The following is an 18587-nucleotide window of genomic DNA, read 5'->3' on the forward strand; positions in this document are numbered from 1 at the left end:
GCGCGCATTGTATACCTCATGCTTTGCCGCGCGCACCGTGACCTCGTTCAAGGATCAGAAAGCGGCCCGGTAGATTTTCTCGATATCCGCCGCGCTGAGCTTGCGCGGGTTGTTGCGCATCAGACGCTCGATGCCCGCCGCTTCCACCGCCATGGCCGGGATTGCGTCCTCGGGCACCCCGAAACTGTGCAGCCCGGCCGGGATTTCGACGGCGGCGCACAGGCGCGTCATCGCCTCGACAGCCTGGTCGGCGGCGTCATTGGCGCTCAGCCCGGTGACATTCACGCCCATGGCCTGGGCAATGTCCTGCATGCGCTCGACACAGGCCAGTTTGTTCCAGTGCATCACGTAGGGCAGCAACAGCGCGTTGCTCACGCCGTGGGCGATGTTGAAGCGTCCGCCCAGCGGGTACGCCAACGCATGCACCGCGCCCACGCCGGCATTGCCGAACGCCATGCCGGCCATCAGGCTGGCGGTGGCCATATCGTCACGGGCCTTGAGATTGGCCGGGTTGGCATACGCCTTGGGCAGCGCGTTGGCAATCAGCTTGACCGCGCCAATGGCCAGCGCATCGGTGATCGGCGACGCATTCAGCGACAGATAAGACTCGATGGCATGCACCAACGCATCCAGACCGCTGGCGGCGGTGACGCTGCGCGGGCAGGTCAGGGTCATTTGCGGGCTGATCAGCGCCACATCCGGCAGCAGGTAGTCGCTGACGATGCCCTTCTTCAATTGCGCCGCCTTGTCGGAGAGGATCGCCACATTGGTGACCTCCGAACCAGTGCCGGCCGTGGTGGGGATGGCGATCAGCGGCGGCCCTTTGCGCGGCACCTGGTCGACGCCGAACAAATCTGCCAGGGCGCCGTGGTAGCCGGCGTAGGCCGCCACGCTCTTGGCGATATCGATGGCACTGCCGCCGCCCAGACCGATCAGCCCGTCGTGCCCACCGTCGCGATAGACCTGCATGCAGTCTTCGACGATGGCGATTTCCGGGTCGGGCAGCACACGGTCGAAAATCTCATAGGTGCGTCCGCCCAGGTGTTCGAGCGCCAGCGCCACGGTGCCGGACTTGACCAGCGCGGCATCGGTGACGATCAGCGGGTTATCCACATCCAGGCGCGTGAGTTCGGCGGCGAGTTGCTCGATGGCGCCGGCGCCGGTGAGCAGTTTGTGGGCGATCTTGAATGAGGAAGTACTCATGTGCGCGGCCTCTTATCGGTATGGGCTGGCACAAGGATAGCTGACAGATGAGCGTTGTCTGCCATTCAGCATCTGAATGCACGCAATTCAAATGTGGGAGGGAGCAAGCCCCCCTCCCACAATGGATCTCTATCTGATCTCTAGACCTGCGCTGTCCGTAGCTTCTCGCTGCGCCCACGCAACCACTCCAGCGTCAGCAACAGCAGCACCGAGAACCCGATCAGCAAGGTCGCCGCCGCGGCAATCGTCGGGCTGAGGTTTTCGCGGATACCGCTGAACATCTGCCGTGGCAGGGTGGCTTGCTCGGGACCAGCGAGGAACAGCGTCACCACCACCTCATCGAACGAGGTGGCAAAGGCGAACAGCGCCCCGGAAATCACCCCCGGCGCAATCAATGGCAAGGTCACCCGACGAAACGCGGTCAACGGTGAGGCCCCGAGGCTCGCCGCCGCACGCACCAGATTATGGTTGAACCCCTGCAAGGTGGCCGACACGGTGATGATCACGAACGGCACGCCCAGCACCGCATGCACCACGATCAGCGAAAAAAAGCTGTTGCCCAGCCCCAGCGGTGCAAAGAACAAATAACTGGCCACGCCGATAATCACCACCGGCACCACCATCGGCGAAATCACCAGGGCCATCACCAGCGCCTTGCCGGGAAAATTGCCGCGCGTCAGGCCAATCGCCGCTAGCGTGCCGAACACCATCGCCAGCACGGTGGCCGCCGGCGCCACGATGATGCTGTTCTTCAGCGCGCGCATCCATTCGGCCGAGGCAAAGAAATCCTCATACCAATGCAGCGAAAAGCCCTGCAACGGGTACACCAGGAAACTGCCGCTGTTGAACGACAGCGGGATAATCACCAGCACCGGCAAAATCAGGAACAGCAGGATCAGGCCGCACAGCACCCGCAGGCTGTAGAACCACACCCGCTCCACCGGGGACATATAAGGACTCAGCATCGCAAGGTCTCCTCAGCTCAGGCGCAGGCGGCTCGCGCCCACCAGTCGGTTGTAGATCAGGTACAGCAACACGGTGGCCAGCAGCAGCAGGCCGCCCAATGCCGTGGCCATGCCCCAATTGATGCTGGTGTTGGTGTAGAACGCCACGAAGTAGCTGACCATCTGGTCGTTCGGGCTGCCCAGCAAGGCCGGGGTGATGTAGTAACCAATCGCCAGAATGAACACCAGCAGGCAGCCAGCGCCGACACCGGCGTAGGTCTGCGGGAAGTACACGCGCCAGAAACTGGCGAACGGGTGACAGCCCAGGGAAATCGCCGCACGCAGGTAGGTAGGCGAAATGCCCTTCATCACGCTGTAGATCGGCAGAATCATGAACGGCAGCAGGATGTGCACCATGGAGATGTAGACCCCGGTGCGGTTGAACACCAGTTCCAGCGGGCTGTCGATCAGGCCCAGGCCCATCAGCGCGCTGTTGATCAGGCCGCCCGACTGCAGCAACACGATCCACGCCGCCACCCGCACCAGAATCGAGGTCCAGAACGGCAACAGCACCAGAATCATCAGCAGGTTGCTTTTGCGCGCCGGTAGGTTGGCCAGCAGGTACGCCAGCGGGTAGGCCAGCAGCAGGCAGATCACGGTGATCACCAGGCCCATCCAGAAGGTGCGGGCGAAGATGTCCAGGTAGATCGCCTGGTCAGGCGTGGCCGGGGCGATCTCGCCGAGGTCGTCGATGCGGTGATCGACGGCCGCCAGCAGGTAGTACGGGGTAACGCTGCTGGTATTGCGCCGGATCGCCTGCCAGTAGGCTGGGTCGCCCCAGCGTTCGTCGAGGTTTTCCAGCGCTTGCTTGTAAGAGCCGGGCGTTTCGGCAAACGGCAGCGCCCGCGCGGTTTTCGTCAGCAGGCTGCGATAGCCCGCCAGTTCCATGTTCAAGCGTTTGGACAAGTCGCCCAGGGTCTGGTTTTTACGCGCCTCGCCCAGGTCTTCGCTGAGCGCCTGGTACACCGACTCGCCCGGCAGGCCGCGCCCGTCCCAGGCCGTCACGGCCACCACGGTACGCGGCAAGCCCGCCACCACTTCCGGGTTGCCGACACTCTTGAACAACAGCGCGACAATCGGCACCAGAAACACCAGCAGCAAAAACAGCACCAGCGGCGCAATCAAGGCCTGCGCCTTCCAGCGATTGAGCCGCTCGGCACGCGCCAGGCGCTGCTTGAGGGTGGGGCTGTTGACCTCGTTCGAGGGAACGGCGATGGCCATGGCTGACTCCGGATATTGAAGATAAATGCACACCCTTGTGGGAGGGGGCTTGCTCCCTACCACAGGGGGTCAGCGGTGCTGCTGCTTACTTGGCCGCCCAGGAATTGAAGCGCTGCTCCAGTTGCTCGCCGTTATCGGCCCAGAAGCTCACGTCGATCTGCACCTGGTTGGCGATGTTTTCCGGGGTGGTCGGCATGTCCTTGAGGACGTCCTTGGCCAGCAACGGCACGGCCTGGGTGTTCGCCGGGCCGTAGGCGATGTTTTCCGAGTAGGTCTTCTGCTGCTGCGGCTGCACTGAGAAGGCGATGAATTTCTTCGCCGCTTCCGCGCGGTCCTTGGCCAGGCCTTTAGGGATGGCCCAGGCGTCAAAGTCGTAGATGCCGCCATTCCACACCACTTTGAGGTTGCTCTCTTTCTGCACGGCGGCGATGCGGCCGTTGTAGGCCGAGCTCATCACCACGTCACCCGAGGCCAGGTACTGCGGCGGCTGTGCGCCGGCTTCCCACCACTGGATCGACGGTTTGAGTTCGTCGAGTTTCTTGAATGCGCGGTCCTGGCCATCTTTGCCGGCCAGCACTTTGTACACGTCTTTGGGCGCTACCCCGTCGGCCATCAGCGCAAATTCCAGGGTGTACTTGGCGCCCTTGCGCAGGCCACGCTTGCCGGGGAATTTCTTGGTGTCCCAGAAATCCGCCCAACTGGTTGGCGCGGAAGCCAGCTTGTCGGCGTTATAGGCCAGCACGGTCGACCACACGAAGAAGCCCACGCCGCACGGCTGGATCGCGCCCTTCACGTAGTCGGCGGTGTTGCCGAACAGTTTCGGGTCGAGTGGCTCGAACATGTCTTCGTCGCAGCCACGGGACAGTTCCGGCGACTCTACTTCCACCAGGTCCCAGGACACGCTCTTGGTGTCGACCATGGCTTTGACCTTGGCCATCTCACCGTTGTATTCGCCGGCGACAATCTTGCCATTGCCCGCACTTTCCCACGGCGCGTAGAACGCCTTGACCTGGGCCGCCTTGTTCGCGCCACCGAACGACACCACGGTCAGGTCGGGGCCTGCCATGGCCTGTGTGGCGCCCATCAAGCCAAGTGCCAGGGCCGAATACTTAAGGGATTTCAACATTGTTGTGCTCTCCACGTGCAGGGTTGGTGAAGCCAGGGGGCGATCAGTTCGCCTCTAGAAGTGGGTCGAGTGCGCGAACGTGCTCGACTTGCCAGCCAATCGGTACCACGTCGCCGACCGCCAGGGCCGGGTCCAGCTCGGCAATCGGTTGTTTCACAAAGAAATCGGTCTTGCCGCAGACCTCCAGGCGCACCCGCACGTGGTCGCCCAGGTAGATGAACTCCGCCACGCGCCCGGAGAAACGGTTGACGCAGCGTTCGCTGGTGCCGTTGAGGCTGACGCGCTCCGGGCGCACCGACAGGGTGACGGGGCCGCCGACCTCGCCGACGTTCACCGCCAGCGCCTCGACCTTCTCGCCCCGCGCCAGCTCCACCACGCAACGCTCGCCGGTGTGGCTGTGCAGGCGGCCATTGAGGCGGTTATTTTCGCCGATGAAGTTGGCGACGAAGGTGTTTTTCGGCTCTTCATACAAGCTGCGCGGCGCGGCGATCTGCTGGATTTCGCCCTGGTGAAAAACTGCTACGCGGTCGGACATGGTCAAGGCTTCGCCCTGGTCGTGGGTCACGTACACCACGGTCAAGCCGAGGCGCTGGTGCAGGTGCTTGATCTCCATCTGCATGTGCTCGCGCAGTTGCTTGTCGAGGGCGCCGAGGGGTTCGTCCATCAACACCAGCTGTGGCTCGAACACCAGCGCGCGGGCCAGGGCCACGCGCTGTTGCTGGCCGCCGGACAGCTGCGCGGGGTAGCGCTGGGCGAAGGCATCGAGCTGGACCATGCTCAGCACGCGCTTGACCCGTTCGCTGATATCGGTCTTGCTCAACGAGCGTACCGACAAGGGAAAGGCGAGGTTTTCGGCGACGGTCATGTGCGGGAACAGCGCGTAATTCTGGAACACCATGCCGATATCGCGCTTGTGCGGCGGCACGTTGTTGATGGAGCGCCCGGCCAGCTGGATCTCGCCGGCGGTGGGCGTCTCGAAACCGGCGAGCATCATCAGGCTGGTGGTCTTGCCCGAACCGGACGGCCCGAGCAGGGTGAGGAACTCGCCCTTGCGAATCTCCAGGTTGAGGTCCTTGACGATCAGGTTCTCGCCGTCGTAGCTCTTCTGCACGCCACGAAAGCTGACCAGCACATCCTTTGAATCCACCTCGCTCATACCCGCACCTTTGTGTTTTGGACTGCTGTGGCACAAGCGTAGTCCAGGCGCGAGCCCCCGGAAATCGGGGGCCAGGAGAGAATCGCATCAGCCGGACGGAAGGTGGCGGGTAGGGATTGCCCTACACCGATGGCGGGGATGGGACAGTGCCGTGGCAAGGCGCGAGCTGCACACGGCAGGAACGGTGCGGCGGTGGTTTTCCGGGTCGTCGTTATTGGGTAAGTCGCTAGAGAAGCTTGTGCTCCATGGCGTACTTCACCAGCTCGGCCAATGAGGTGATATGCAGCTTCTGCATCAAACGCGCCTTGTGGGTGCTGATGGTCTTGTTGCTCAGGGCCAGTTGCTGGGCGATGTCATTGACGTTGGCGCCCTGGGCCAGGCGCTCGAACACCGAAAACTCCCGCTCCGAGAGCAACGAATGCAACGGCCGCGAGTCGGTGAGGCCGACCTCGAAGACCATCCGGTCGGCCAGGTCCGGGTCGATATAGCGCCCACCCGCCGCCACCTTGCGAATCGCCGCCAGCAGCAGCGCGGGGTCGCTGTCCTTGGTGGCGTACCCTGCCGCACCGACTTTCAGGGCGCGCGCGGCCATTTGGGCTTCGTCGTGCATCGACAGCACCAGGATCGCCGGCGGATCGTTCAGCGCGCGAATACGCGCAATCGCTTCCAGCCCATTGACGCCCGGCATCGAAATATCCAGCAGCACCACTTCGCAGGGCACATGGCGCAAGGTCTCGAGCAACTGCTCGCCGTTGCTGGCCTCGCCAACCACCAGCAGGTCTTTGGCCAGACCGATCAATTGCTTGATGCCTTCTCGAACAATGGTGTGGTCTTCGGCTACCAGTACGCGGATCACAGGGGTTTCCTTTTGTAGTTAGGCATCCAGCGGCACCGTGACACTCAGGGTGGTGCCCTCCCCCAACGCGCTGTCTAGGGTCAACAGCCCGCCCATGATCAGCACCCGCTCGCGCATGCCCACCAGGCCGAACGACACCGGGCGCTCCCCGGTCTGGACGAACCCCACGCCGTCATCGCTGATGCTCAGCCGCAGGGACTCGCCGTCTATCGCCAGGGTCAGTTCGACAGTATGCGCCTGGGCATGGCGCATCACATTGGTCAGCGCCTCCTGCAGGATACGGAACAGGCCGATGGCCTTGGCATCACTCAGGGCCGGCAGGTGTTCCGGCACCTGCACCAGGCAAGGAATCTGCGTGCGCGCTTCGAACCGCCGCGCCTGCCATTCGATGGCCGAGCCGATCCCGGCATCCAGAATCGGCGGGCGCAGGGCCGTGGCCACGTCTCGCACCAGCTGGAACAATTGGGCGATCAGACGCTTCATGCTGTTCAAGCGCTCATGCAGCCCGGGATCAAGCTGCGCATAGGCCAACTCGCACATGGAGGTTTCCAGCTTGAGTACCGTCAGCATCTGCCCGAGTTCGTCGTGCACCTCGCGGGCGATGCGTGCCTTTTCTTCTTCGCGCACGGTTTCCAAGTGGGCGGAGAGTTCGCGCAATTGCGCTTCGCTTTGCAGCAAGGCAGCCAGGGTGCGGCGCAGTTCGGTGACGTCATTGAGATAGACCACCAGGTATTCGGCCTCGGCAAAGCGCAGAAAACTCAGCGACACCGTGACTGGCACGATGCTGCCATCGGCGCGCGTGCAGTCGGTGGCGAAGTTCTGTGGCGCCTCTTCGTTGGCCCGCGCGCGCTTCCACAGGTTGAGCCAGCGGTCCATGTCCAGCGTGGGATCAAGCGCGGCCAGCGGCCGTTCGATCAGCGCGCCGGGGCCGTAGCCGAGCATGCTTTCGGCCGCACGGTTGGCGTAGCGCACATGGCTGTCCCAGTTGACCCAGAGAATTCCGACGGTGCTTTGATCGATGGAAAACTGCGTCAGCCGTAACGCTTCGGCACCGGCGGCGCGGGCGGCACTTTCTTCACGCGCGGCCAGCAGGCTGCGTTCGAGCCCGCGCTGCTGACGGCGCTGCCAGGCCACCAGCGTCAGGCTGGCAAGCAGCAACAGGCCCAGCAGCAGGCAGAGGTTTTGCCACAACCCGGGGGATGCGGACAGGCGTGGATACTGGGGTTGCAGCCAGCGATTGTGCAATTGGTCGAGGTCGCGGGCGGGGATGGAGCGCAGGGCGCTCTGCATAATGCCCGCCAGTTGGGGCCAATCGCGGCGCGTCGCCACCCGCAGCAATTGCGGCAGGCCAACATCGCCCACCACCGCCAACCCGGCGAACTCCGCTTCGCCCGACAGCCGGCTCAACTGCGCTTCGTCCACCACCGCATAGCGGGCCTGCTGACTCACCAACAATTGCAGGGCCTGGCGCTCCATGGGCACGCCTTGCAGATTGAGGCCGGGATAAGTGCTGCGCAGATAATCGGCCACTGCGCTGGGCATGCGCACGGCGATGCGCGAGAGGCTGTCGAGCTTTTCCAGCTCCACCGCACCGCCGCCCTCGCGGATGCCGACGATGTGCTGCGGCACACGCATGTAGGGATCGCTGAACGACCACAGGCGCAAGCCGGCCGGGGTTTGCTGCAAGCCGGGGGCGATATCGATCTCGCCGTCGCGCAGGGCGGTTTCGAGTGACTCCTGAGCAGGAAAATTGCGCCACGACAGCTCGATATTCAGCGCCTTGGCCAGCCATTGCATCAATTCCACATTGGCTCCGGACAAACGCTGCAACCGCCGGTCGTATTGCGCATACGGTGCCTGCAGCACCAGGCCGACGCGCAGTTGCGGATGACGGGCCAGCCATTCCCGTTGCTCGGCATTGAGTTGCGCCTGCGGTACGCCCGGCGCAGGGGCCGCATTGGCGATCAAGGCGAGGCACAGACCGCCGATAAACAGCACACAGCGAAAACCCATGATCACGTCTCACGTCACTGACAAATACTGACCAACCCATTAGGCTGCTGGAATCATTCCGGCCGGGAAGCAACGATGCCATCACCCAACCGCTCAGCAGTGCCAGCATTGTGCCTGTCGCTGTTATTTACCAGCGCCTTTTCTGTCCAGGCCGCCGACGCCCCTGCGCCCGCCGCCGAAAAACCGGCCGAGCGCCAGCCTCTGGTGGAGCGCAGCCAGGAAGAGTCCGCCGCCCTCGAGCGCCAGCTCCCGCGTGGCGAGCAGCAACAACTGCAGGCTGGCAGCGAGTCATTCCTGGCCCTGTGGAAGCCGGCCAACAGCGCCGAAGCCGAAGGTGTGGTGATTATCGTGCCGGGTGCCGGGGAAACGGCGGACTGGCCGCAGGCAGTTGCGCCGCTGCGACGTAAATTGCCGGACGCCAACTGGGGCACGCTCAGTCTGTCGTTGCCGGACGTGAACCTCGACACCCTGCCGCCCCGGGTAATGGAATCCCCCAAGGCCGCCGTTGACACCAGCAGCAAGGAAGGCAGCACCGCCGCCAAGCCGATCGAACAGGCCGCCAGCGCCGAGGCCGAAGGCACCGACCCGGCCGTGGTACCCGGTGCGGATGAACAGGACAAGACCGACGCCAAACGCATCTTCGACCGTATCGACGCCGCCGTGGCCTTCGCCCAGGCCCAGAGCGCGCGCAGCGTGGTGCTGCTCGGCCATGGCACCGGTGCCTGGTGGGCCGCGCGTTACCTGAGCGAAAAACAACCGGCCCAGGTGCAGAAACTGGTGATGGTGGCCGGCAAGACCCCGCCGGCCCGCCAGCCGGACCTGCTGCAACTGGCACCGGCGCTAAAACTGCCGACGGCGGACGTCTTCTATCAAGACAGCGCAGCCGCCAGCAAAAACGCCCTGGCACGCAACCAGGCCGCCAAGCGCGCGAAAAATGAGGGTTACAAGCAGGTGTCGCTCAAGACGCTGCCCGGCAACAGCTCGGCCGAGCAGGAGCAGTTGTACCGCAGGGTTCGCGGCTGGCTGAGTCCGCAGGGCAACGCCGACTGACACCACAGAACCAGGTTGAATGCTTAAACCCAGTAGTCAGGGGGCCATTGTGGCGAGCGGGCTTGCCCTAATGCCGTTCAGTTAAGCGCAGATTCCCTGTGGCGAGCAGGCTTGTCCTGCGTTGGGCTGCGCAGCAGCCCCAAAGCCAGGCGCTGAGCCGTATCAGGTACACCGCGTTTTGCTCGATTGGGGGCGCTTCGCACCCCAACGCGGGGCAAGCCCGCTCGCCACAGAGGTCTTCGGTCGGAAGCAACTCATCCTGTATTCATTGGGTTGTCATTTGGACACTGTCAGCGAAAATCCCGTCGCTCGCGAATCAGCGCATATGCATTGTGCAACTCCCGGGTACGTTCGGTGGCCTCGCGCACTTGCGCGGGGCTGGCGCCTGAGCCAGCGATTTTATCCGGGTGATGGCGGCTGAGCAGGCGGCGGTAGGCACGCTTGATCACAGACGGTTCGCTCGTCGCGGTCACCCCCAGAATGCGCAGGGCGTCCTGATAGGCACCGCCCCGGTTGGCCACCGGCTTGCGCTCCGGCGCATAGTCGGACGCCAGCGCCTGCAGCTGTTGCGGGGTCCAGCCCAGCCATTTGCCCCACAGATCAATGAGGTCGCGCTCGGCGTTGTCCGCCTTGCCGTCCGCCCAGGCCATGCGCCAGCAGGCGCGCAGCACGCCCTCCGCCGCATGGGGCTGGGCCTTGAGCACGCGCAAATAGGTGCGCACCCGGTCGGATCCGGACTTGCCCCGATTAAACGCAGCAATTGCCCGATGCCGGGCCGGCTCGCTCATGTCCAATGCACGCATTTCCTGGCGGGCCTGCTGGATATGCCCATCCACCACGCGGCCGTTGCTTTTGGCCAGGCGACCCAGCAGCACAAACAACAATTCGTCGTTGCGCAACACCGGGCGCCCACCCAGGCGTTCACGCAACTGTTCCCAGCTTTGCAACTGCAGGCGGCGGTCCAGCGCCTGCCCCAGCAATGCGCCCAATAAAGCCCCCGGAATACTGGCAATGGCATAGCCAGCCCCGGCGCCGATCAGCGTCCCTGGCCACAGCATGCTAGTGCCCCGCTGTCAGCAGGGTTTCGACCTGCGCCAGACGCTCCAGCGTGCCGACATCAATCCAGCGTCCCGTCATGTGCTCTCCCGTTACCTGATCCCTGGCCATCGCCTCGCGCAACAGCGGCGCGAGTTTGAAGGCGCCAGCGCTGCAACCCGCGAACAAACGTGGGTCGAGCACTGAAATGCCACTGAAGGTCAGGTTATCGGCACCGGGCGCCGCATCATGAAGCAGGCCGTCATCCAGGCGAAAATCCCCGCCCGATGGGTGATGCGCCGGGTTGTCGACCATCACCAGGTGGGCCAGGCCCTGGATCGGCTGCTTGAGACGGGTAAAGTCGTAGTCGGTCCAGATATCGCCATTGACCACCAGAAACGGCTCATCCCCCAGCAGCGGCAAGGCCTGGAAAATCCCGCCGCCGGTTTCCAGCGGCTCGCCCTCGGCGGAATAACGGATGCGCACACCGAACTGCGCGCCGTCGCCAAGGTAGCGCTCGATCTGTTGGCCGAGCCAGGCATGGTTGATCACGATGTCGGTAAAGCCTGCCCTGGCCAGCGCCTCCAGGTGATATTCGATCAAGCGCTTGCCGCCGGCCTGCACCAGCGGCTTGGGCGTGTGCAGGGTGAGCGGGCGCATGCGTTCGCCCTTGCCGGCCGCCAGGATCATCGCCTTCATAACACGGCCTCGGCAGGCTGGCGCAGGCTGCAAAGCAGCTCACCCAGCGCATCGAGTTCGGGGCGCTCGGCGAGCACGGCTTCTATATAAGCAAAGAAACGCGGCACATCGGCCAGGTAGCGCGGTTTGCCGTCGCGGTGGCAGATACGCGAGAAGATGCCGATGACCTTGAGATGACGTTGCACGCCCATCAGGTCGCTGGCGCGCAGGAAGTCGTCGAAATCCGCCTGCACCGGGATGCCCAGTTGTACGGCGCGCTCCCAGTAACCGCGCTGCCATTCACGCACGCGGGCCTGGGGCCAACTGAGGAAGGCATCCTTGAACAGGCAGGTGATGTCGTAGGTCACCGGGCCGTAGACTGCGTCCTGGAAGTCGAGCACGCCGGGATTGGGCGTGCTGAGCATGAGGTTGCGCGGCATGTAGTCGCGGTGCACCAACACCTTGGGCTGGGCCAGGGCGCTGTCGATCAGCAGGTCGCTGGCGCGCTGCCAGAGAGCCTGCTGCTGCGGGTCCAGCTCCAGACCCAGGTGCCGACGCACGTACCACTCGGGGAACAATTCCAGCTCGCGGCGCAGCAAGGCCACGTCGTAACTGGGCAGCGGCTCGTCCATCGGCAACTGCTGAAAAGCCAGCAAGGCATCGATGGCATCGGTGAACAAGGCGTCGGCATTTTGCGTGTCGATCACGTCAAGAAAGGTCTTTGTGCCCAGGTCATTGAGCAAAAGAAAGCCGCGCGGTAGATCTTCTGCATAAATTTTTGGGACATTTATTCCTGATTTCGCCAGCAAATAAGCGATATCGACGAAAGGTTTGCAGTTTTCCTGAGGGGGTGGTGCGTCCATCACGACCAACGTGCGGCCGCCCCCCTCCCAACGGAAATAACGCCTGAAACTCGCGTCGCTGCTGGCCGCAGTCAATGTGGCCGGGGGTACGGCGCCCCAGTCCTGAGCGTTGAAAAGGATCGGCAACTGCTCATCCAGCCAGACTTCCAGCTGTTGTAAACGTAGATCGTGCTCGGGCATTACAAGGGTCTCCGACGGCGCTAGCCGTCAAGCGGGGCATGCTTTATTATCACGCATCTTTTTCAGACCATCGAGAGGCGTGCGGCCCAAACCGCGGGCAGATGGCACGCAGGAAGCCCGGACTAATAAGATGGCATTGAAATCCCCCGCGTTTCGTAGAAAATTTCCGTTGCTGGTAACCGGCAGTCTGCTGGCCATGCAACCTTTCGCCACCTCATTCGTGGTCGCCGCGGAACAGTATGACTGCTCAGTCTCTGCTTCGGGTGCCTGGGATTGCGCGCCGAAAACCGCCGCCGCCCCATTACCACCGCGCCCGGTGCATGACGGCGCTGCCGTCAGCTCGGCCAACAGCACGGCCCAGGCCGCTGCGGGTGGCACTGCCGAGGCCGAGCCGAAGACGGCGCTGGTCACCGAATCCAAGGGCCGTGGCCTGCGTTCGCGCAGCGCCGACTACAGCCACCTGGACTGGGTGCCGCGCAATAAGCTGACCGCAGCCCAACTGGCCGAAACCGGCCCGTACTGCGGCGGTGCGTACATCGAGCCGATTCGTCCTGGCATGAACGACAAGACGGACAAGAGCGATGCGCCCACCTTCATCGGCGCCAAGGCCTCCCGTTACGAGCAGGAGTCGCAGGTCGCGACCCTCGCCGGTGACGTGGTCATGCGCCAGGGCAGCATGCAGCTCGAATCCCAGGAAGCCAGTCTGTACCAGGCCGAGAACCGTGGCGAGCTGAACGGTAACGTGCGTCTGCGCGACAATGGCGCGCTGATCGTCGGCGACCATGCCGAGGTCCAGCTGGACACCGGTGCGGCGCAAATCGACAACGCCGAGTACGTGATGCACAAGTCGCGTATCCGCGGTAACGCGCTGTACGCCAAGCGTGCCGAAAACGCGATCATCCGTCTCAAGGACGGTACGTACACCACCTGCGAGCCGGACAGCAACGCCTGGCAACTGCGCGGCAACAACATCACGTTGAACCCGGCCACCGGTTTCGGCACGGCCACCAACGCGACGTTGCGGGTCAAGAACATCCCGATCCTGTACACCCCGTACATCTATTTCCCGATCGATGACCGTCGTCAATCCGGCTTCCTGCCGCCGAGCTTCAGCACCGGCAGCGAGACCGGCTTCACCCTGGTAACGCCGTACTACTTCAACCTGGCGCCGAACTACGACGCCACGTTGTACCCGCAATACATGACCAAGCGCGGCCTGTTGATGGAAGGCGAATTCCGCTACCTCACCAAGTCCAGCGAAGGCCAGTTCGGTGGTGCGTACCTGAACGACGACAACAACGAGCGCAGCAAGCAGACCGATTACGAGAAAACCCGCTATATGCTCAATTGGCAGCATAAGGGCGGGTTGGATTCGCGCGTGACAACGCAGGTGGATTACACCCGGATCAGCGACCCTTACTACTTCCAGGACTTGAAGTCCTTTGAAGAAGGCGTTGAGAGCCGTGACGCTCTGAATCAGCAGGGCTCTGTGTCGTATCGCGGTGACAACTACACAGCTCGCCTGAATCTCCAGGCGTACCAGTTGGCGACCATCTCGCAAATCACGCCGTACGACCGCTTGCCTCAGATCACCTTCAACGGTGCACTGCCATACCATCCGGGCGGGCTGAACTTTACTTATGAGACCGAAGCGGTACGTTTTGATCGGGACCTGCAAAACGGTTCCTTCACTGATGAAAACGGCCTTACATCCGCGCGCCTCGACACCTTTGTCACCGGCCTGACCCGTGCAAACGGTACTCGCCTGAACGTGGCACCCGCTGTCGACTACCCGATGAACTGGACTTACGGTTTCATTACGCCAAAGCTTAAGTACGTCTATACCAAGTACGATCTGGACCTCGACACCATCGGCAAGAACACGCTTGCAGCGGGCGATGAGTTCAAAAGTTCTCAAGACCGTGCTGTGCCGATCGCCAGCGTAGACAGCGGCCTGTTCTTCGACCGCAAGACCAACTGGTTCGGCAAAGAATACAACCAGACTCTTGAGCCTCGCGCTTACTACCTCTACGTGCCGAACAAGGACCAGAGCGACATCCCGGTCTTTGACACCAGTGAAAACACGTTCAGCTACGCCTCGCTGTTCCGCGACAACCGCTTCAGTGGCAATGACCGGATCGGCGATGAAAACAAGCTGTCCCTGGGTGTGACCAGCCGCTGGATCGAAGAAAACGGCTTTGAACGTCAGCGTGTGGCCATCGGCCAGGCCCTGTACTTCAAGGATCGCAAGGTTCAACTGCCAGGCATCCTGGCTGCCGACCGTGACGACGCCAAGACCGATGTGTCGCCGATCGCGCTGGACTACGAGTTCCGCTTCAACCGCGACTGGCGCGCCACGGCCGACTATAACTGGGACCCGGTGAGCCACTCGCCACGTTCCGGCAGCGCAATGTTCCACTACCAGCCGGAAGACAACCCGAACAAAATCATCAACCTTGGCTATCGCTATCGTAACGACCAAGTGGTCTACAACCAGTTGACCGGCAAATGGCAGTTCGGTGGTGACTACAGCGTTCCGTCAGACACTGCGAACTACGTGAAGGATTACTACAAAATCCAGCAACACGACTTCTCGATGATGTGGCCGATCATTCCTCAGTGGAACCTGATCACCCGCTGGCAGTATGACTACGCCCGCAACCGCACTCTGGAAGCCTTCGGTGGTTTCGAGTACGACAACTGCTGCTGGAAACTGCGCGTCATCAACCGTTACTGGGTTTCCAACGACGAATACAGCCAGATCGCCCCACTTAACGAAAAGGGTGACCACGGTCTCTTCTTCCAAATCGTTCTCAAAGGACTCGGCGGCCTGACCGGCGCCAAGGTAGAGAGCTTCCTCGACAAAGGCATTGAAGGTTATCGTCAACGTGAAGATCAAGCTTTCTGAGTCTCTGCGCCCGCTCCTGCTGGGCGCGCTGTTCCTGGGTGCCGCATCGGCGCACGCTGCGGTTCAACAGCTGGATAAGGTCGTGGCCATCGTCGATAACGACGTGATCATGCAGAGCCAACTCGACCAGCGCGTCAAGGAAGTCCAGCAAACCATCGCCAAGCGTGGCGGTGGTGTACCGCCGACCAGCGTGCTGGACCAGCAGGTACTGGAACGCCTGATCGTCGAAAACCTGCAACTGCAGATCGGCGAGCGTTCCGGCATCCGTATCTCGGACGAAGAACTGAACCAGGCCGTCGGTTCCATTGCTCAGCGCAACAACATGAGCATCGACCAGTTCCGCGCCGCCCTGGCCCACGATGGTCTTTCCTATGAAGACGCCCGTGACCAGATCCGCCGCGAGATGATCATCAGCCGTGTACGCCAGCGCCGTGTGGCCGAGCGGGTTCAGGTATCCGAGCAGGAAGTGAAGAACTTCCTCGCGTCGGACCTGGGCAAGATGCAGCTTTCCGAAGAACTGCACCTGGCCAATATCCTGATCCCGACCCCGGACAGCGCCAACTCCGAGCAGCTCAACGCCGCCGCCGCGAAAACCCAGGCTATCTATGATCGCCTGAAAGCCGGTGCCGACTTTGCGCAAATGGCCATTGCCCAATCCGGTAGCGACAATGCCCTTGAAGGCGGTGACATGGGCTGGCGTAAAGCCGCGCAACTGCCACCTCCGTTCGACCGTGAGCTGAGCGCCATGCAAGTCGGTGGCATTACTCAGCCGGCCCGTACCCCGGGCGGCTTCATTATCTTGAAGCTGCTGGAACGTCGTGGCGGCGAGACTTCGCTCAAAGACGAAGTGCATGTACGTCATATCCTGGTCAAGCCAAGTGAAATCCGCACCGAGGCGCAAACCAAGGAACTGGCGCAGAAGATCTATGACCGCATCGAAAGCGGTGAAGACTTCGCCACCCTGGCCAAGAGCTTCTCGGAAGACCCGGGTTCTGCCCTCAACGGCGGCGACCTCAACTGGATCGACCCGCGTGCGCTGGTGCCGGAGTTTCAGGACGTGATGGCCAAGACTCCGCAAGGCGTGCTGTCCAAGCCGTTCAAGACTCAATACGGCTGGCACGTACTGGAAGTCCTCGGCCGTCGCGCTACCGACAACACCAACCAGGCCCGCGAGCAACAAGCGCTGACCGTGCTGCGTAACCGCAAGTACGACGAAGAGCTGCAAACCTGGTTGCGTCAGATCCGTGACGAAGCCTACGTGGAAAACAAGCTGCCAGGCGCCGAGCAAACAGGCACCGACCAGGCTACTCAGTGAAACCACAGCGTTTCGCAGTGACACCCGGCGAGCCGGCCGGCATTGGTCCAGACCTGTGCCTGCTGCTCGCCTCGCACGCCCAGCCGCATCCCCTGATCGCCATAACCAGCCGCGACCTGCTCCTTGAGCGGGCCGCGCAGCTGGGTGTGGCTGTCACACTGCTGGACGTGGCGCCGGGCAACTGGCCCGAGCTGCCGGCCCCGGCGGGCAGCCTGTACGTGTGGGACACGCCCTTGCAAGCCAGGGTCATTGCTGGTCAGTTGGACAAGGCCAACGCGGCCTTCGTACTCGAAACCCTCACCCGCGCAGGCCATGGCTGCCTCAACGGTGACTTCGCCGGCATGATCACCGCCCCGGTGCACAAGGGCGTGATCAATGAATCCGGCATTGCCTTTTCCGGGCATACCGAATTCCTCGCCGAACTGACCCATACCGAACAAGTGGTGATGATGCTGTCCACCCGTGGCCTGCGCGTCGCCCTGGTGACCACGCACCTGCCACTGCGGGACGTCGCCGACGCCATCACCGCCGAGCGAGTGGAGCGTGTGACGCGCATCCTGCACGCCGACCTGCAACACAAATTCGGCATTGCCCGGCCCCGTATCCTGGTCTGTGGGCTCAACCCACACGCCGGCGAAGGCGGCCACCTGGGCCATGAAGAAATCGACATCATCGAACCCACCCTGGAGCGTCTGCGCCAAGAAGGCATGGACCTGCGCGGCCCGCTGCCGGCGGACACTCTGTTTACCCCCAAATATCTGGAGCACTGCGACGCAGTGCTGGCGATGTACCACGACCAGGGACTGCCCGTGCTGAAGTACAAAGGCTTCGGCGCCGCCGTCAACGTGACACTGGGCCTGCCGATCATCCGCACCTCCGTCGACCATGGCACCGCCCTGGACCTCGCGGGCAGCGGCAAAATAGATACCGGCAGCCTGCACGTGGCCCTGGAAACCGCCTATCAGATGGCCGAGACCCGTATATGACCGAGCATTACCAACACCGGGCGCGCAAGCGCTTCGGGCAAAACTTCCTGCACGACGCTGGCGTGATCGACCGCATCCTGCGCTCCATCCACGCCAAGCCAGAAGACCGCCTGCTGGAAATCGGCCCGGGCCAGGGCGCGCTGACCCAGGGCCTGCTGGCCAGCGGCGGCCAGCTCGATGTGGTTGAGTTGGACAAGGACCTGATCCCGATCCTCAACCAGCAGTTCGCCGGCAAGACCAACTTCAACCTGCACCAGGGCGACGCGCTGAAGTTCGACTTCAACAGCCTCAATGCCGCGCCCAACAGCTTGCGAGTAGTGGGCAACCTGCCCTACAACATCTCCACACCGCTGATCTTTCACCTGCTCAACAACGCCTCGATCATCCGCGACATGCACTTCATGCTGCAAAAGGAAGTGGTCGAGCGTCTGGCCGCCGGCCCTGGCGGCGGTGATTGGGGCCGGCTATCGATCATGGTTCAGTACCATTGTCGCGTTGAGCACCTGTTCAACGTCGGCCCCGGCGCGTTCAACCCGCCGCCGAAGGTCGACTCGGCCATCGTGCGCCTGGTGCCCCACGCCGTGCTGCCGCATCCAGCCAAGGATCACAAACTGCTGGAGCGGGTAGTGCGTGAAGCGTTCAACCAACGCCGCAAAACCTTGCGCAACACGCTCAAGGCACTGCTGAGCAATGCCGAAATCGAATCCGCCGGCGTCGACGGCAGCCTGCGCCCTGAACAGCTGGACCTCGCCGCCTTCGTGCGGCTGGCCGACCAGTTGGCGATCCAGCCTGCGCCAGCAGTGGAATAAGGCTCAAGCCTCGACACAATCCAAATGTGGGAGGGGCTTGCTCCCGATTGCAGAGTGTCAGTCGATGCATGCGTTGACTGATCCGCCGCTTTAGGGAGCAAGCCCCCCCACAATTGAATCCAGTGATGCCAACAGTTGCTCAAAGCCTCCCGGACAGCATGTCTGGCCTAGTGCCCATCTCTTG

15 protein-coding genes are annotated in these 18587 nt (G+C 62.7%); 5 read left to right on the forward strand and 10 right to left on the reverse strand.

Going from position 1 to position 18587, the window contains the following annotated elements; translation table 11 throughout:
- Positions 1-54: 54 nt before the first annotated feature.
- From RHM60_RS13625 to RHM60_RS13655, 7 genes are all read right to left on the reverse strand, one after another.
- The gene (locus RHM60_RS13625; RefSeq protein ID WP_057006682.1) at positions 55-1203 is read right to left on the reverse strand and encodes an iron-containing alcohol dehydrogenase; all 1149 of its coding nucleotides are present in this window, start codon (positions 1201-1203) and stop codon (positions 55-57) included.
- 140 nt (positions 1204-1343) lie between these two features.
- On the reverse strand, positions 1344-2168 hold the full coding sequence (locus tag RHM60_RS13630; RefSeq protein WP_209985466.1) for an ABC transporter permease: 825 nt from the start codon (positions 2166-2168) through the stop codon (positions 1344-1346).
- A 12-nt stretch (positions 2169-2180) separates the two neighbouring features.
- Positions 2181-3428: an ABC transporter permease gene (locus RHM60_RS13635; protein WP_322212055.1), complete on the reverse strand. Its 1248-nt coding sequence runs from the start codon at positions 3426-3428 to the stop codon at positions 2181-2183.
- A gap of 85 nt (positions 3429-3513) precedes the next feature.
- Entirely contained in the window at positions 3514-4554 is a 1041-nt protein-coding gene (locus tag RHM60_RS13640) for an ABC transporter substrate-binding protein (protein WP_209985472.1), read from the reverse strand.
- A gap of 43 nt (positions 4555-4597) precedes the next feature.
- Positions 4598-5710, reverse strand: coding sequence for an ABC transporter ATP-binding protein (locus tag RHM60_RS13645; RefSeq protein WP_209985475.1), 1113 nt, complete (start codon positions 5708-5710; stop codon positions 4598-4600).
- 226 nt (positions 5711-5936) lie between these two features.
- Positions 5937-6566 (reverse strand): response regulator transcription factor, encoded by a 630-nt coding sequence (locus RHM60_RS13650; RefSeq protein ID WP_003232590.1) that lies wholly within the window; start codon positions 6564-6566, stop codon positions 5937-5939.
- A gap of 18 nt (positions 6567-6584) precedes the next feature.
- A complete protein-coding gene (locus RHM60_RS13655) occupies positions 6585-8579 on the reverse strand; it encodes a histidine kinase (RefSeq protein WP_322212056.1) in 1995 nt (664 codons plus the stop codon).
- A 75-nt stretch (positions 8580-8654) separates the two neighbouring features.
- Between RHM60_RS13655 and RHM60_RS13660 the strand changes: the two genes are divergently transcribed.
- On the forward strand, positions 8655-9629 hold the full coding sequence (locus tag RHM60_RS13660; protein WP_322212057.1) for an alpha/beta hydrolase family protein: 975 nt from the start codon (positions 8655-8657) through the stop codon (positions 9627-9629).
- 290 nt (positions 9630-9919) lie between these two features.
- Here the strand turns inward: RHM60_RS13660 and RHM60_RS13665 are convergent, their stop codons facing one another.
- From RHM60_RS13665 to RHM60_RS13675, 3 genes are read right to left on the reverse strand one after another with little or no spacing between them, the layout of a single operon-like run.
- Positions 9920-10687: a TerB family tellurite resistance protein gene (locus RHM60_RS13665; protein WP_057006680.1), complete on the reverse strand. Its 768-nt coding sequence runs from the start codon at positions 10685-10687 to the stop codon at positions 9920-9922.
- A gap of 1 nt (position 10688) precedes the next feature.
- On the reverse strand, positions 10689-11363 hold the full coding sequence (gene murU, locus RHM60_RS13670) for an N-acetylmuramate alpha-1-phosphate uridylyltransferase MurU (RefSeq protein ID WP_322212058.1): 675 nt from the start codon (positions 11361-11363) through the stop codon (positions 10689-10691).
- The gene (locus tag RHM60_RS13675; protein WP_322212059.1) at positions 11360-12385 is read right to left on the reverse strand and encodes an aminoglycoside phosphotransferase family protein; all 1026 of its coding nucleotides are present in this window, start codon (positions 12383-12385) and stop codon (positions 11360-11362) included. The genes murU and RHM60_RS13675 overlap by 4 nt, the downstream gene beginning before the upstream one ends.
- 130 nt (positions 12386-12515) lie before the next feature.
- Between RHM60_RS13675 and RHM60_RS13680 the strand changes: the two genes are divergently transcribed.
- Genes RHM60_RS13680 through rsmA form a run of 4 tightly spaced genes read left to right on the forward strand, consistent with a single transcriptional unit; the run spans position 12516 to position 18403 of the window.
- A complete protein-coding gene (locus tag RHM60_RS13680) occupies positions 12516-15293 on the forward strand; it encodes an LPS-assembly protein LptD (protein ID WP_231423605.1) in 2778 nt (925 codons plus the stop codon).
- The gene (locus RHM60_RS13685; RefSeq protein ID WP_231423604.1) at positions 15274-16608 is read left to right on the forward strand and encodes a peptidylprolyl isomerase; all 1335 of its coding nucleotides are present in this window, start codon (positions 15274-15276) and stop codon (positions 16606-16608) included. Before RHM60_RS13680 ends, RHM60_RS13685 begins: the two co-directional genes overlap by 20 nt.
- Entirely contained in the window at positions 16605-17594 is a 990-nt protein-coding gene (pdxA, locus tag RHM60_RS13690; RefSeq protein WP_322212060.1) for a 4-hydroxythreonine-4-phosphate dehydrogenase PdxA, read from the forward strand. The genes RHM60_RS13685 and pdxA overlap by 4 nt, the downstream gene beginning before the upstream one ends.
- A complete protein-coding gene (gene rsmA, locus RHM60_RS13695) occupies positions 17591-18403 on the forward strand; it encodes a 16S rRNA (adenine(1518)-N(6)/adenine(1519)-N(6))-dimethyltransferase RsmA (protein WP_322212061.1) in 813 nt (270 codons plus the stop codon). The genes pdxA and rsmA overlap by 4 nt, the downstream gene beginning before the upstream one ends.
- Positions 18404-18587 lie beyond the last annotated feature (184 nt).

The organism is Pseudomonas sp. MH9.3 (assembly GCF_034354675.1).
Classification (GTDB): domain Bacteria; phylum Pseudomonadota; class Gammaproteobacteria; order Pseudomonadales; family Pseudomonadaceae; genus Aquipseudomonas.